Source organism: Paenibacillus sp. J31R109 (assembly GCF_059692055.1).
In genome coordinates, this window is record NZ_JCAUAR010000008.1 from 290,645 (window position 1) to 304,582 (window position 13,938).

The window sequence follows — 13,938 nt, forward strand, 5'->3', positions numbered from 1 at the left end:
AATTGAAACCAACCGCGAATGCAAATCAAAACCTTGACGCGAACTTGCAGCCCGATGCTCCCCGCACAGACGAGTGGGCATGGCATTCGCCGCTTGCCGCCCCTTTTCGCTTAACCAGTCTGCCTTGGCTGGCACAGGATGGACTTTATCGAAGATTGCCGCTGCATCCTAGCCACCCTATTCGATCCGAAGTGGATCGTCTGGCTAATTTCACAACTGGCGTGCAAGTTCGTTTTAAAACGGACTCCCCGAAACTTGCCGTTAGAATCGTACTGGCGGATAGAGCTACAATGTACCAGATGCCCGCTACAGCGCAATGCGGCGTAGATTGTTATATCGGCTCGGCTGGAGAGCAGCAATACGTCAACACCACGCGTTTTGAGCTTGCACAAGCTGAGTATGAGAGCGCTCTCTTTGAATCCTTTTCCACAGAACTGCGGGAAATTACGCTCAACCTTCCCCTCTACCAAGGGGTCAAGGAACTGTGGATCGGAACTTCACCTACGTCTTCAGTGTCTGAATTTCAGGGATTCTCCTCGGATAAAAAGGTACTTATTTACGGCACCTCCATCACCCATGGTGCTTGCGCTTCTCGACCTGGTATGACTTATCCGAATCAATTAAGCCGTATGTTCCCGCTCGAGTTCATCAGTCTCGGCTTCTCCGGCAATGCACAGGGAGAGCCTGAATTGGCACATATCATCAGTCAAATCCAAGATCCTGCCTTGCTTGTGCTCGATTATGAAGGGAATACGCCAAGCACAGAGCATTTGGCACAATCGCTGCCAACGTTCATTCGCATCTACCGCGATGTTCATCCGGATGTACCCATCCTCGTCATTTCAAAAATTCCTTACGCCAAGGAAGCCTTCGATGAGGAGCTGCGCCAACGCCAAGAAGAACGAAAAGCACTTCAACGTGGAATCGTAGAGCGTCTGAATCGTGAGGGCGATGCCCATATTCATTTCTGTGATGGCTCTGGTCTTCTTGGCGCAGACTATCAAGAATGTACGGCCGATGGGATCCATCCCTCCGATTTGGGCTATAAGCATATGGCAGAGGGACTTCAACCTATCTTTAAGAAGCTCCTGCAATGTGAGTAAATATGACTGCGATTATATTGGAGGCTAGATCGAATTATGTTACCATCCCTTTCTTTCCTGAAAGACCAGCTCTCCACGATTCTTCGCAATAAATTTGCGCAAGGCCATAATACATCTGGTTATTTGCATCGCCTTGAAAGTTTACCCCTGAGCTATGACGCTTATCTCTCATTTGCACAATCTCTAGCAGCAATGCCCTTGCGGCACGACTGGCCCTACTATGAACCTGACACAATTGAAGAGATTTGGAATGAATGCGATCCGGCTAGACCGCTAGGCCTACTGAGTGAAGTAAATTTTGAAGAGAGCTCACGCCGCGTGGAGACGGCATTTCTCTCTTCCGTGTGCGGCTCCATGCTTGGAAAGCCGCTGGAGGTAAATCCGAATTTGTACGAGATGCGCGAAGCCTTCTCAAAAGTCGGAGAATGGCCAATCCGTGATTACATATCGGATGAGATGCTTCATGCTCTCGGCAGACGTCACTGGTCTTGGTTTGAAACAGCACGTGATCGCATACACTTCGTGGCTCCAGATGATGACATCAACTACACGCTGATGGGTATGCTCGCATTAGAGCAGTTCGGGGCAGACTTCACGCAGCTAGATCTGCGCAATCTATGGCTCAATCACCTCCCGATTAGCACAACTTGGGGACCAGAGCGCATCCTGCTGCTCCGATCTGGGCTAAGTTACTGGGAGCATGACAAGTCACCCATCCCGCTCGATGAGATTGCGCGTTGGGCAGATGTACTGACGCCGGACAGCGAGCTGTGCGGCGCTGCCATCCGCGCGGACGCTTACGGTTACGCCTGCCCGGGCAATCCCGCGCTCGCGGCTGAACTTGCTTGGCGCGACGCGAGCTTCACGCACCGCCGGACTGGCGTATATGCAACAATGTTCTTAGCCGCAGCGATTGCGGCTGCTCAAGTGTTGGATGACCGGCTAGCGGTCATTGATACCGCTCTGCAGTTCGTCCCGCAGCGAAGTCGCTTCTACGAATCGGCCTCGACTTGTCGAGACATTGTCATACAAGCTGGCGATTGGCTTGAAGCGTATGACGCCATTCACACACGATACGGTGAGTTCCAACATTGCGGCATCCATCAGGAAATCGGTACACTCATTAACACCTTCCTGTTTGCCGAGAATGTTGGCGATGGATTATGCAAGCAAGTCGCGCAAGGCAACGATACGGACAGCTTCGGTGCAAGCGTCGGCTCCTTGCTCGGAGCCTGGTTTGGCCCCGACGGTTTTGACCGAGAGCGCTGGACTGTACCGTACCAGGACACAATTCGCACGGGTCTCGCTTACTTCTACGAACAGTCGCTGTCCCAGTTGGCTGCTCGACTAGGGCGCTTGCCGCGAATCGTTAGCGAAAGCAGACATAAGATCGTGCCGAGCGAGCTTTACACTCAGGAGAACGAAGATACGTAATTCTTCTATAGACACAATAAGGCGCCGTGAACGACTATGCACAATTGCACAGTCGTTCACGGCGCCTTTATCTGTGATAAATTACTTATTTCTTCACAGTTGCATACCAGTCATTAACTTCTTTGTAGCTAGCGTCTCCGCCTGATGATTTAAATTTGGCAATGAATGCATCAATCCCCGTAAACGGTTCAGCACCGAAAATTAACTTCGTTGTGTAATCGTTAGATTGCGTATTTAGCGTTTGGAAGTTCTTTGAGAATTCCACCATATAGGGTGCGTAACCTAGCAGATCAGTTACTTTGGTAGGTTCAGGCGCTAATCCATTCAATGAATTCCAGGCATCGTACAGACGCATATCCTTACGTACACGTGCCTGCCAATAAATAGGGTAGTTCTTATCGTCCGTTCCCGTTAAAAAGTTATTCGCTTGATTCCGCTCATCCGTAAAAATCGGTTGAATCGGTGAATATGCACCATCTTTGAGCGTGTAATGCTTATTTTCTTCCCCAATCGCCATCGTTCTGAATGTATCTTTCTCCAGCTTCGCATTCATCCATTTGATGGCATCCTCTGGATGCTTGGATGCTTTTGGGATAAAGGTAATACGGTCAAAGCCTTTTGATGCGGATAGGCCCGTTTTACCATCTTTACCTTTCACCGCCGGGATAAACGTTGCTTTCGCAGTTGGAATATTTTTCGTCAAAGCATCAGCAATCGTAGGGACATCCGACCAGTTCATCATCAGGATTCCGGCTTTACCGCTTGTAAATTTCTCTTTGGTCGCTGCTGCCTTATTAGCGGCAAATTCTTTATCAATTAAGCCTTGTTTAAATAAATCGGCTACGAACGCTGCATAATCTTTGAAGGCTGGGTCTAACACACGAGGTGTTAATTTACCATTCACATCATTCCAGAAATTCGGCATGCCGAACGCACCAACAATATTTGGAATAAAGGACGAATCACCTCCGACGGTTAAAGGAATATTCCCTTCGCCATTCCCGCCTGGATCTTTTTCTTTAAACGCTTTCAAAACGGTAACTAATTCATCAAGGGTTGTCGGCATTTTGAGTCCGACTTTATCCAACCAATCTTGTCGAATATATAGGTCTGTATTAACAGTCTTGGTACTTTTCGTTGGAATGGCATATAGCTTCCCATCTACCTTGGCAGCCTCTAAAGCTTCAGGATCAATGACAGCTTTAATATTCGGCCCATATTTATCAATGAGCGGTCCAAGGTCAACTAAAGCCCCTTTTTTCGCATAATCGGAATAAAGCGCTTTAAAATCTGTGGTTCCTGATATAGTCACCGCATCGTACGCCTCTCCTGAAGCGATCAGGATATTCAGTTTATCTTGGGGTTTATCCTGTGGAAGCATATCATACTGAACTTTATAGCCTGTAGCTTTTTCTAAATACGTAGCAACAGGGTACGTGTTATAATCATCCTTTTGCCAAATCTGCAGAGACTTTAGTTCCGGCTTTACAGCCGCTGCCGTTGGTACTGATGACGAGGCTGTTGATGCCCCCGGCGCTGACGTGCTACTACTTGAACTGGTTCCACCTGAGGAACAAGCAACAAGCGATGAAGCTGACAAGCAAGCTGTAAGTGAAACGAGCAGCATCTTTTTATTTTTTTTCAACATACCAAAACCCTCCCTTAGTTCATTGTGTAATTATCATTAAGCCGCAGATAATCATCTTTGGCATTAACGCAAGCTCTAACCTTTCACTGAGCCAATCAGAACACCCTTAACGAAATGCTTTTGAAGAAACGGATAGACAAGCAGCATCGGAATAATAGAAGCAATAACCGTCGCGGATCGGATACCTTCAGGAGAAATTTTCATCATGTCATCCACACTGCTATTCAGGGCAGTCGAGCTGTCTGCATCCATGACAATATCCCTTAGATATAATTGCAATGGTTTCAAACTTGCTTTCGAAATATACAGCATAGGATGAAAGTAATCATTCCAGAAATACACCGCATAGAATAGCGCAATTGTAGCAATAACCGGCGTACTGAGCGGAAGAATGATACGGAAAAGAATCGTAAAATTACGGGCGCCATCCATTTTAGCTGACTCCTCTAACGCTTCGGGTAAAGATTCATAGTAGCTCTTAATGACCAATAGATTAAACACGCTGATTAGTGCAGGCAACATTAAGGACCATAAACTATTAATGAGGTGTAGTTCCTTCATAAGTAAATAATTCGGAATGATGCCACCATTAAACAGCATCGTAAAAATAAACAGGATCAAAACAAATGGAATTCCCGGGAGATGCTTCTTAGATAAGGGATACGCCGTCAAAGCCGTCAACATAATGGCCAGCACTGTCCCAACAACCATGACAATTAAGGATACCGAGATTGAATGTAAGAATTGGCTAGAGGATACAACATATTTCATGGTATTTAATTGAAACCCAACTGGCAGGATGCCAACCTTGCCCGAGATAACGGCTGATTCATCACTTAATGCTTTGGATAGAACGTTAAGCATTGGCAATAGCGTAAGCACGCTAGACAATAACAGCGCAGCATATACGCATAGATCTAAGGACCAATCGCCAATTGTTTTCTTTTTCATAGCTGCACCTCCTACCAAATGCTTCGCTTGACCACTTTTTTGCTGAGTTCATTACCCAACACGATCAAGAGGAATCCAATTACGGAATTGAACAAACCTACTGCTGTACTAAAGCTATAATCTTGCTGTCCTAGACCTATTCGATATACGTAAGTCCCAATAACATCACCAGATTGATAAACAACGGAATTATACATCGTCAAAATTTGTTCCGTACCTGCTTCGAGCAAGTATCCTAGACGCAAGACAAGGATCAGGATGATTGTAGGCACGATACCCGGCAGGGTAATGTGCATCATCTGGCGAATTCGCCCAGCACCATCAATGGATGCTGCTTCATATTGCTCTTGCTCAATGCCCGCAATCGCCGCAATAAAGATGATCGCGTTCCATCCGGATTCCTTCCAACCTGCGGTAAACACTAGCACACTTCGGAAATAGTCATTATCAAGAAAGAACGATATCGGGGTACCACCGAAAAACTGAATCACATTGTTGACCAACCCCCCGCTTGGGGAGAGTATGGTTATGAACAGTCCGGAAATAATGACCCAAGACAAGAAGTGCGGCAGAAAAATAATCGTTTGAATCGAACGCTTGAACCAGCTCTTACGTACTTCATTCAGCAGTAGCGCAATCATAATCGGAACTGGAAAGAGAAGCACAAGCTTGTACAGACTGATTAAGAGTGTGTTGATAAATACTTGCATAAATTCTTCCGAATGGAGTAATTTCTCGAATTGCGCCAAACCAACCCATTTACTTCCCGTAAACCCATCGAAAATGTTAAAATCCATGAACGCAATGATAATCCCATACATGGGCGTATATTTGAATAACAGTAAAAATAATAGTCCTGGAATTAGCAAAACATAGAGATCTATGTTTGTGTGAAACAGTTTCCACCGATTCTTGCTGACCTTTGCTGTTCCAACACGTTGTTTCACTTCCAATGTTCTAACGCTCATATCACGTTCACCTCCAAGTAGCTTACAAACACTATTATAAAACGCTTTCCTGTTTCACGAGAATGATGGATCTTCCTTTTATACTTGATGAATCTTACTGTTTTTCATGAAATTAAATTTTCCTTCCCCCTGAAAACTGTTAAGATAAAAAAACACGATGCCCATTTAAGTTTGGCTCGTGTATTTTTATCTCAATGTATCCTTTCATTTCTCTGTCAATCACAACGAAGAAACTATATAATCGGAGCAGAATAGCTATTTTCTGGAGGAATCTTCCCTATGACGAAGTCAGTTCAACACCAATCCAGCGTTATTTATGCTAATTATTTCACCCACACCAAGCCCCACTCCGTTAAGTATACAGACGGGCTGAATTTCTACCTGTTCCGACTTCAGGCAGAAGGAACCTGTCGCGCACTAGTGGGGGGGAAAACCGAGACCATCATACCCGGTGATCTGCTCATTTATCCTCCAGATCAGTCATACGAACTCAATGTGCAGCCCCGAAATGCTCCGGAATCGGTTGAGATTCAACCTGTCGGAGACTATTATCTGGCCGGTAAAGGAGAATGGCTAGACGCCTGGTGGGAAAACAAAGACTTTCCTACCAAAACAAACATTGGCTTTAATGATACGGTCATTACCTTATGGAAGCACATTATCAACGAGAAGAAAAAAGTCATGCAGAACCAAGAGGAAATCATGGACTATCTTCTTAGAACGCTTTGCTTGACCCTAGAGCAAGTGATTCAGGTGAAACAGCGCACGAAGGGATCAGATATTGCATACAAGCTTAAGCTATTCATAGAGAATCATGCCAATGAGCCTCTTAGTTTGGAAAGAATATCAGCCTCAGTGGGATTAAGCGTCTCTCGTTGCTCCTATCTGTTTAAAGCTGCCTTTGGTCAGTCGCTGTTCGCTTACTGTATTGACGTTAGGCTGAAATTAGCACAACAGCATGTTCTCTACAGCAACCTTGCACTGGAGCAGGTTGCAGAAAAGACAGGCTTTGAAAGCTACCCTCATTTCTGCCGAATTTTCCGCGAAAGATTGGGACATCCCCCAGGAGAATACCGGCGTAAATTTGGATTGGGGTTAAATCTTTATTGATGCGCGCTTAGGGCGTCTACGTATAAGACCTGATTTTCTTGAACGAGAAGGGAATAAAGCTGCTCGTACTTCACATTTTGTACGATGCCATCCGTATCAAGCGCAAGTGCGGCTGCAGCAGCAGCCGATTGCCCCAGGATCATAAATACGGGCTCCATTCGGATCGAACCGTAGGCTGCATGGGTAGCTGAAACGCATACGGGTACGATTAGATTGATGCATTCCGTCCGTTTCGGCACAATTGCTTGATAACTTATCGGATAAGGTGCTTTTAATTTTACGTAAAATCCACCCTCCGTGCTTACATGCCCGTCTTCGTTTACATAGTATTGGGTGTGGTGCGAATCCATCGCAAAGGACCCCATGCCTATGGAATCAGGAACTGGTTTGTCCAGTCTAACTACATGCTCTGTCACGATGTAGTCGCCAATCATTCTGCGGGATTCTCTAACGTATAATTGGGGAGTCCAGTGACCTGTCTCGGTAAATTCATCGAGCGGCAATCCCCATGGCTTGTAGACTGCCCGGATTTCTTCCGGCACTCGTGGATGATTTTGAAGGGTCCAGACATAGCCTTGCTGATAAAGGCGATGGGCATGCCACATTTGTTCCCGCTCAACATAATCCGCCTCTGGATAACTGTGGTTCATTCCGTTGTAGTCCGTAGAAATGCCACTGTTGTTATTGGAATCTGTCTTATCCGAAGTTACCATATTCAATTTAAAAAATTTTGAACTTTGCCCTTGCTCAATAGCCCGGAACAAAATTTCATAATCAGCTTCGTTATATCCCTCAGGCTTTTCAATCTCCACGCGATTGTCCGGATTATTCGTCAAACACATACGGAAGTTATAAGCTTGAAGTTTGTTGTCCCCATCACCAAAATCTCCACCACGGTGAGCATTGACACGCAAAAGCAAGCCGCTCGAGGGTACCCCTTTTATGACATACGGATCGATCCCGCTGGGTAGTTCATTGAGTTCATTGCCAGGATGAATACCGTTTAATGTTTCCCCATATTGGGCATTAGACTCCCGGCCGACAAAATAGGAAATGTTCGATTTCCCCATTAAATCTCCTTCATACGTAGCATCAATAAACACTTTTCCTTGATAAAGGTTCCCGGATTCCATACAAATGGAGATAATTTGGGAACCTTTCTTTGTGACCCCGTCTTTTAGATGAAGCCTTTCCCCATATATAACTTCAATGTCATGTTCCGCCACCAAATCTTGCAAAACTTCGAGCGCTACTTTAGGTTCAAACAGCCAGCGAGCTCCATCTTGCGAATATTTCTGGGCTACCCGTTTGTAAAACTCTAAGGACAAGCCCCCGATAGCTTGCTTCATCCCGAAGTCTGTATCTCCCAGGCCTCCAGTTGTCAAGCCGCCGATCCGCTGACTTGGCTCGATCACGACCGCACTTTTACCCATTTTTTTTGCTTGAACAGCGGCCATAATGCCTGCCGCAGTCCCTCCGTAAATGACAATATCAACCTGTCTCTCCTGGTACATGTTATGCCTCCTCCATCATAATTACGGTAACATGTATTATTATAAGCCTACCCTCAATCTAGAGAGAATGATGGATCTTCCTTTTTAACTTGATGAATCTTACTTTTTTAGGATAATAACCATTTAACGTAAATGACCCGGAGGGTGAGCACTTTTTTAAGTGTCAACCCTCCGGGTCATAGGACTACTAAACAAAATTCAAATGCTTCATTCGGTTTATGACAGATAATACTTCATTTATTCTTGGTAATTCAAGCCATCTTTCGAAACCAGGAAAAAAGGAAGAAAATACAATATCCACGCCTTCCCTCTCCATATCGTCTAGAGCTTTTTTGATCCTTTCATGAAGAATGATAATGTGATCCTGATTACTAATCGCGATTTTTCGAATTAATAAAGCAATTGCCGCAACCTGCGCGGGTGATGTGATATTGTAAAGCCCTCTGATATCAACTTGTTCATCACCTATCATCAAGTATCCCATGGCTGAAACCATCAGCTTTTCTGTACCACTACCTTGCGGATAGCTCGAAAAGTAATTGGAAGTTATGTTCCTTTCCATCTCCCATTTTGTAAAAGGGATACGTTCGTGTGGTTTATCGTGTTCGCATAACCTTTTTGCTTCCTGGGTTACGTTGATTGGCACAAAATTGTCCATCAGGATGATTTGATCGGCAACGGATAAGAATTCACCGCTACCCCCAATAACAAGAACGGAAGATACGTGGGCAACCTCGTAAAGCTCCCTGACACGTTCTGTAAAAGGTGTAATGGGTTCACGCTTGATTAATGAACGCATTTTATTGTCTTGAATCATAAAATTCGTCGCACTTCTGTCTTCATCAATAAGAATTAGCTTACACCCGTAGTTAATGGCCTCCATAATATTTGCGGCTTGCGACGTGGAACCTGAGGCGTAGTCAGTCGAAAACTGTTCAGCCGAACCTTGGGGTATCCATTTTATGAAAGGCGTAATATTGATATTTTTAATGGAACGTCCTTCCTCAGCAGATATTTCCATGGCACTTTGATCGGTAAGCACAAATTCACGTCCGTCGCCTATGTTGTGATTGTAAATTCCTGAATTTAGTGCATCCAGCATTGTGCTTTTACCCGAATAACCACCACCAGTGATGACCGTCACACCATGTTTGATTCCCATTCCTCGCAAACCACAAATTTCAATTTCAATATCTTCCGGGGATGTAAAAGGCAATGCACCCTCCAGTGGCCCGCTGCCCTCTTTATTTCTTGGCAAAATGCTGCCATTCGCAATAAATGCACAATAATCACTCTGTTTCAGCCATTCACGGGTCATATTTTGTTTTTGTACCATTTCAAAGACAGTATTTAAATGGTTTCGATCCCAATTGGCAATTAACTCCTCCACTTCTTTTGGAAGCATTTTGCAAAGCATACGCATAGCTTTATCATTATTCTTAAATGGAAGTTGAACTGTAATCATTAAGCATAAATACCGTTTTTCTGAAAAGGTTTCGACAAAGGATGCATTGCGTTTTAGCACTACATTCGTTGGGCGGAAACAATAAAAGGCACCATTATCTTTATCCGAACGTGACCGGTTATAAATCAATTTATTTAATGCCTCAATATGATGAACCCATCTTCGTAATGCAAAATCTGAGAGAACCACTTGATCCATTTGTTCATCTAGGCCGAGGCGGTCAAAAGGTATTTTTATGGTGATACATGGTTTATCCAGTGTGAGTTTATGTGTCCGTTCAATGCAATACGCAACATCATTATACCAATAGGTTGGGTCAGATATCGTACCACCATCATCGAAGTATGAACCTTCATAAATCATACCGTAAGTAGATTGATCGGATTGTAAGGATCGAAAATATTGAGCGAGTCTTTTAATAAAGCATCATCCTTTCATACTGCCTAAAATAAAAAGCCCTGAGGGGGAATTCTACCCTCAGAGCCTAATGAATTCGTAAAAACTACACTAAAAAACAATATGAGGATAGGACGTATATGTTGTTTTTGTTTTCATTGTCCTCACCTCGTTACATTTATTTTTACAGCAACAGAATCATACCATGCAGTTCACTTCTAATAAAGGGAAAGAATAATTATAGTAATTTCACAAATTGTTTAGCGGTTAGGTCATCGGGATTAATGGTTACATCTTTTACATCTATCATTACTTTTACGACAATTGTATAGTTCCCTGGTGGAGCTATATTGCCTTTATTAACTTTTAAGTTCCATTCCTCATTAAATATTTATAAACCTCTTCATTCTGCTCATTGCAAATAAAAATATCATACTTTTGCCCTGATCCATAAGAAATTTGTTGTTCTTTACCTGACACATTCTGAAGATAAAAACTAAATTTTGATGACGTAATAAGGAATTACTCAGCATGTTTAAAATTTTTATCATCCTTACCTTCCATAGGAGCAACGCCATTTTGAGTTATATCTTTGTTTTCAGATTTATAGTTATATTTATAACCATAAATTGCGTTCGGCTCATCGTTAAAAACTACATTAATAGCGTAAGGACCTCCGAACTTGCCTTCTCCTGATTTATTATATTTAACTTCGATATTAAACTCATTTTCTTTGTAGCCTTTGGAAACAAGATGAGCGACCACTTTCTGTTTAACCGATTCTTCAGATTCTGGTGGTCCTGAAAATATATTGCAACCAGTTGAAAGAATACTCATTGTCAAGATGATAATTAGCAAAGCAGCATTTCTCTTAAATATCATGCATATCTTCTCCCCTAAATATTTTTTTCAGTAAGGGTATGAACACACCGTTAGATCAATAAATAAGCCCTATCATTATTACCAATCTTTCACAGGAGCACAACCTCGCATCCAGTGCCACTCACTTTCTACTCGAAAAGCACTCGGCCACCCTTCAGGGGTAGACTCCCATTTTCTGAAGTTAAGGATGCATTCACAAAATGCTTTTACGTTTGCCGCACTTGGGTCTTGCAACAATTGAAAGATGCATTCCATCAAGTTCTCAGGCTTATCAGATGCATTGTCAAGCGTCTTCATAAACCACTTGTGATATGGATAAAGAATTTTGTTGTGTGCGAGTATCATCCTTCCACCATAAAGAACTAAATCGCTTATTGCCCATTTGAGGTAATATTGGTCGTCTCTTTTCAGTGCCTCTGAAACGTTCCAACGAAGAGCTTCGAAATGAGCATAAAAGGTTTGAACACGATGGAGTTGCTCTGCAATAGGGTATTCTATGATACGGTTCACAAGTTCCGGAATCTCTGGAGTATGCGAGAAAGCAATGATTACATCTGTGAACGCCGAACGACTTGGCTCATTACCGATACTAGCTACCTGTTTCATGTAATCCAAGTCGACTACCCAACCATCGACATATCCTCCAGGATAATTGCACAGGTCAGTACGAAAGTAGTAAAATTCCTGGTTCTCCTTCCGTCGTTGAAACTCCTCATTTGTGCAGACCAGGAAAATATCCACATCAGAGTTCTCTTGTTCCCACCCTTTAACAATTGAACCTCCGACAATCAAAGCTAAATAACGATTATCGTTAATTAACTCATTTGTCAGTCGGTCAATAACTTCTTGATGATGTTGCCGCAGCATATCCAGTTCATCCCCTTTCTTGAGCGAAAGGCTGCCGATCGTGCCGGCAGTCTCCCGTTGCTGTGTATTGATTTTAAAACTAAAGTTCTTCGATTAGTTGAATGGCTGGGCTGTTGGTAATCTATCAGTCAAGAAATATGTATGGTTTAATAGAATACGACACCTTTTATGGAGGTACTTCCACATGATCATCGTACGAAATGTTAAAACAGAGGATTTACCGGAGCTTGTTGCAATTGAGCAAAGTTGTTTTTCAAAACAAGAGGCAGCGTCGAAAGAAGCATTCATTAAGCGTATCCAACAAATCCCTGATAGCTTTTTTGTAGCTGAAGAAAATGGGGAGATACTAGGTTTAGTTAATGGACCCGTTGTTGATACAACATTTATTACAGATGATCTTTTTAGTGATATCAAACCAAATTCATTGTCTGGTGGGCATCAAACCATTTTAGGCCTTGCCGTTTCCCCACACTTACAAAAGCGAGGGATAGCCTCCCTGTTGCTAGATCACCTTGAGAAGGAAGCACTATTGAAGAACCGTGAGTCTATTACTCTTACTTGCAAAGAAGACTTGCTTCACTTCTATGAAAAACGTGGATACGTCAATCACGGAGTCTCAGACTCTGAGCATGGCAGTGCCGTTTGGTACAATATGGGCAAAAAACTAAAGTAATCGTAACAAGGCAGCCGATTCATAATGATAACATTTTATCTATGTAATCCTCTACAATTAACCAAACCCTATCATCATTAACAAAGTACTTTTAATATCTACTAGAAGTTTCGTCCCGTTGAAAAGATTGGTCACTACCTATACTTTTCTTAATTGTGATTACTAAAAGTAAATTCTGAATGTTTCTTAATTGGTCTAAATTCAACCAGACCTATCCGCTCTATTATCACATCCATTGGACGAAATCTTTCTTTAATAATCTCTAATGCTTTAATTCCAAATTCTTTTGAATTATTCGTTGCCATTGTACAATGAGGCACCCATTTTCCAGGAAGATAATAATCCCACTTTTTCTCATCGTATTCGTTTGTGAGTTCGTGAATTATTCTATGTATATATAAAAGTTTCTCTGTTACAACAGGTGCCAAGAACACAGTCCCCTCATCAGTCAAGAAAGTGCCAACACTATTTAGATGCAGACTAAAAACACCCATATCTTGAGAAACTTGATTAAGATATGAACTGATATTATTGACATCCAATGTGTCAAAAACAGCCAGAGTAATATGAGGTTGACTTCCAGAGTCAATTAGATAGGATCCTGTTCCTTGTTCGCTTAAATTAGTCCAAGTATCCATTATTTGTGAAGTACTTGCACAATCAAAAAATAGTTCGATAGCAAATGCCATTAAACTCTCATCCTTTTTTACTTTTTACCAATATATATTCCATAATCATCCAAACTATCCTGCTCGTTAGATGAGAAAATGGCTGCCCATCGTGCCGGCAGCCTCCCATTGATGTGTATTGAACAAAAGGTTGCAATAGGTAAGCATTTGATGTGATCTCCAGCTTTTCCCCTGCTCCACACGGAGCGTACGAGTTTCCCAGTACTCCGCGTTCCCTCTAACAGAATTTACTAAATCA

At 42.9% G+C, this 13,938-nt stretch carries 13 protein-coding genes; 4 read left to right on the forward strand and 9 right to left on the reverse strand.

Annotated elements, in window-relative coordinates; genetic code table 11:
- Positions 1-2 precede the first annotated feature (2 nt).
- Complete coding sequence (locus tag AC58QT_RS21320; RefSeq protein ID WP_497410802.1) at positions 3-1,103, forward strand: SGNH/GDSL hydrolase family protein; 1,101 nt, start codon at positions 3-5, stop codon at positions 1,101-1,103.
- Positions 1,104-1,139: 36 nt separating this feature from the next.
- Positions 1,140-2,537 (forward strand): ADP-ribosylglycohydrolase family protein, encoded by a 1,398-nt coding sequence (locus tag AC58QT_RS21325; RefSeq protein ID WP_497410803.1) that lies wholly within the window; start codon positions 1,140-1,142, stop codon positions 2,535-2,537.
- Between the two features lie 85 nt (positions 2,538-2,622).
- Here AC58QT_RS21325 and AC58QT_RS21330 read toward each other — a convergent pair whose 3' ends face one another.
- The 3 genes from AC58QT_RS21330 to AC58QT_RS21340 all read right to left on the reverse strand — a co-directional run bounded on the left by AC58QT_RS21330 (position 2,623) and on the right by AC58QT_RS21340 (position 6,104).
- Positions 2,623-4,185, reverse strand: a complete 1,563-nt coding sequence (locus tag AC58QT_RS21330; protein ID WP_497410804.1) for an extracellular solute-binding protein — start codon at positions 4,183-4,185, stop codon at positions 2,623-2,625.
- Between the two features lie 75 nt (positions 4,186-4,260).
- Entirely contained in the window at positions 4,261-5,136 is an 876-nt protein-coding gene (locus AC58QT_RS21335; protein WP_497410805.1) for a carbohydrate ABC transporter permease, read from the reverse strand.
- Between the two features lie 11 nt (positions 5,137-5,147).
- Positions 5,148-6,104, reverse strand: coding sequence for an ABC transporter permease (locus AC58QT_RS21340; protein WP_497410806.1), 957 nt, complete (start codon positions 6,102-6,104; stop codon positions 5,148-5,150).
- Between the two features lie 279 nt (positions 6,105-6,383).
- Between AC58QT_RS21340 and AC58QT_RS21345 the strand changes: the two genes are divergently transcribed.
- A complete protein-coding gene (locus tag AC58QT_RS21345; RefSeq protein ID WP_497410807.1) occupies positions 6,384-7,214 on the forward strand; it encodes a helix-turn-helix domain-containing protein in 831 nt (276 codons plus the stop codon).
- On the opposite strand, the gene AC58QT_RS21350 is transcribed toward AC58QT_RS21345, so the two are convergent.
- From AC58QT_RS21350 to AC58QT_RS21370, 5 genes are all read right to left on the reverse strand, one after another.
- Positions 7,208-8,728 carry an FAD-dependent oxidoreductase gene (locus AC58QT_RS21350; protein WP_497410808.1) on the reverse strand — a complete coding sequence of 507 codons (1,521 nt, stop codon included), beginning with the start codon at positions 8,726-8,728 and terminating at the stop codon, positions 7,208-7,210. The two genes, AC58QT_RS21345 and AC58QT_RS21350, sit on opposite strands and share 7 nt — an antisense overlap.
- A gap of 187 nt (positions 8,729-8,915) precedes the next feature.
- Positions 8,916-10,391 (reverse strand): P-loop domain-containing protein, encoded by a 1,476-nt coding sequence (locus tag AC58QT_RS21355; protein WP_497410809.1) that lies wholly within the window; start codon positions 10,389-10,391, stop codon positions 8,916-8,918.
- A gap of 564 nt (positions 10,392-10,955) precedes the next feature.
- A complete protein-coding gene (locus AC58QT_RS21360; protein WP_497410820.1) occupies positions 10,956-11,105 on the reverse strand; it encodes a BsuPI-related putative proteinase inhibitor in 150 nt (49 codons plus the stop codon).
- 6 nt (positions 11,106-11,111) lie between these two features.
- Entirely contained in the window at positions 11,112-11,471 is a 360-nt protein-coding gene (locus tag AC58QT_RS21365; protein WP_497410810.1) for a hypothetical protein, read from the reverse strand.
- 78 nt (positions 11,472-11,549) lie between these two features.
- A complete protein-coding gene (locus tag AC58QT_RS21370; protein ID WP_497410811.1) occupies positions 11,550-12,338 on the reverse strand; it encodes a hypothetical protein in 789 nt (262 codons plus the stop codon).
- A gap of 184 nt (positions 12,339-12,522) precedes the next feature.
- Between AC58QT_RS21370 and AC58QT_RS21375 the strand changes: the two genes are divergently transcribed.
- Positions 12,523-13,011 carry a GNAT family N-acetyltransferase gene (locus AC58QT_RS21375; protein ID WP_497410812.1) on the forward strand — a complete coding sequence of 163 codons (489 nt, stop codon included), beginning with the start codon at positions 12,523-12,525 and terminating at the stop codon, positions 13,009-13,011.
- 149 nt (positions 13,012-13,160) lie between these two features.
- Here AC58QT_RS21375 and AC58QT_RS21380 read toward each other — a convergent pair whose 3' ends face one another.
- Positions 13,161-13,700, reverse strand: a complete 540-nt coding sequence (locus AC58QT_RS21380) for a 2'-5' RNA ligase family protein (RefSeq protein ID WP_497410813.1) — start codon at positions 13,698-13,700, stop codon at positions 13,161-13,163.
- Positions 13,701-13,938 lie beyond the last annotated feature (238 nt).

Coding starts and splice junctions, on each gene's coding strand:
- AC58QT_RS21335 (WP_497410805.1), bottom strand. CDS start 5,136: ATGAAAAAGAAAACAATTGGCGATTGGTCCTTAGATCTATGCGTATAT.
- AC58QT_RS21380 (WP_497410813.1), bottom strand. CDS start 13,700: ATGGCATTTGCTATCGAACTATTTTTTGATTGTGCAAGTACTTCACAA.
- AC58QT_RS21355 (WP_497410809.1), bottom strand. CDS start 10,391: ATGGATCAAGTGGTTCTCTCAGATTTTGCATTACGAAGATGGGTTCAT.
- AC58QT_RS21365 (WP_497410810.1), bottom strand. CDS start 11,471: ATGATATTTAAGAGAAATGCTGCTTTGCTAATTATCATCTTGACAATG.
- AC58QT_RS21325 (WP_497410803.1), top strand. CDS start 1,140: ATGTTACCATCCCTTTCTTTCCTGAAAGACCAGCTCTCCACGATTCTT.
- AC58QT_RS21330 (WP_497410804.1), bottom strand. CDS start 4,185: ATGTTGAAAAAAAATAAAAAGATGCTGCTCGTTTCACTTACAGCTTGC.
- AC58QT_RS21375 (WP_497410812.1), top strand. CDS start 12,523: ATGATCATCGTACGAAATGTTAAAACAGAGGATTTACCGGAGCTTGTT.
- AC58QT_RS21350 (WP_497410808.1), bottom strand. CDS start 8,728: ATGTACCAGGAGAGACAGGTTGATATTGTCATTTACGGAGGGACTGCG.
- AC58QT_RS21370 (WP_497410811.1), bottom strand. CDS start 12,338: ATGCTGCGGCAACATCATCAAGAAGTTATTGACCGACTGACAAATGAG.
- AC58QT_RS21340 (WP_497410806.1), bottom strand. CDS start 6,104: ATGAGCGTTAGAACATTGGAAGTGAAACAACGTGTTGGAACAGCAAAG.
- AC58QT_RS21345 (WP_497410807.1), top strand. CDS start 6,384: ATGACGAAGTCAGTTCAACACCAATCCAGCGTTATTTATGCTAATTAT.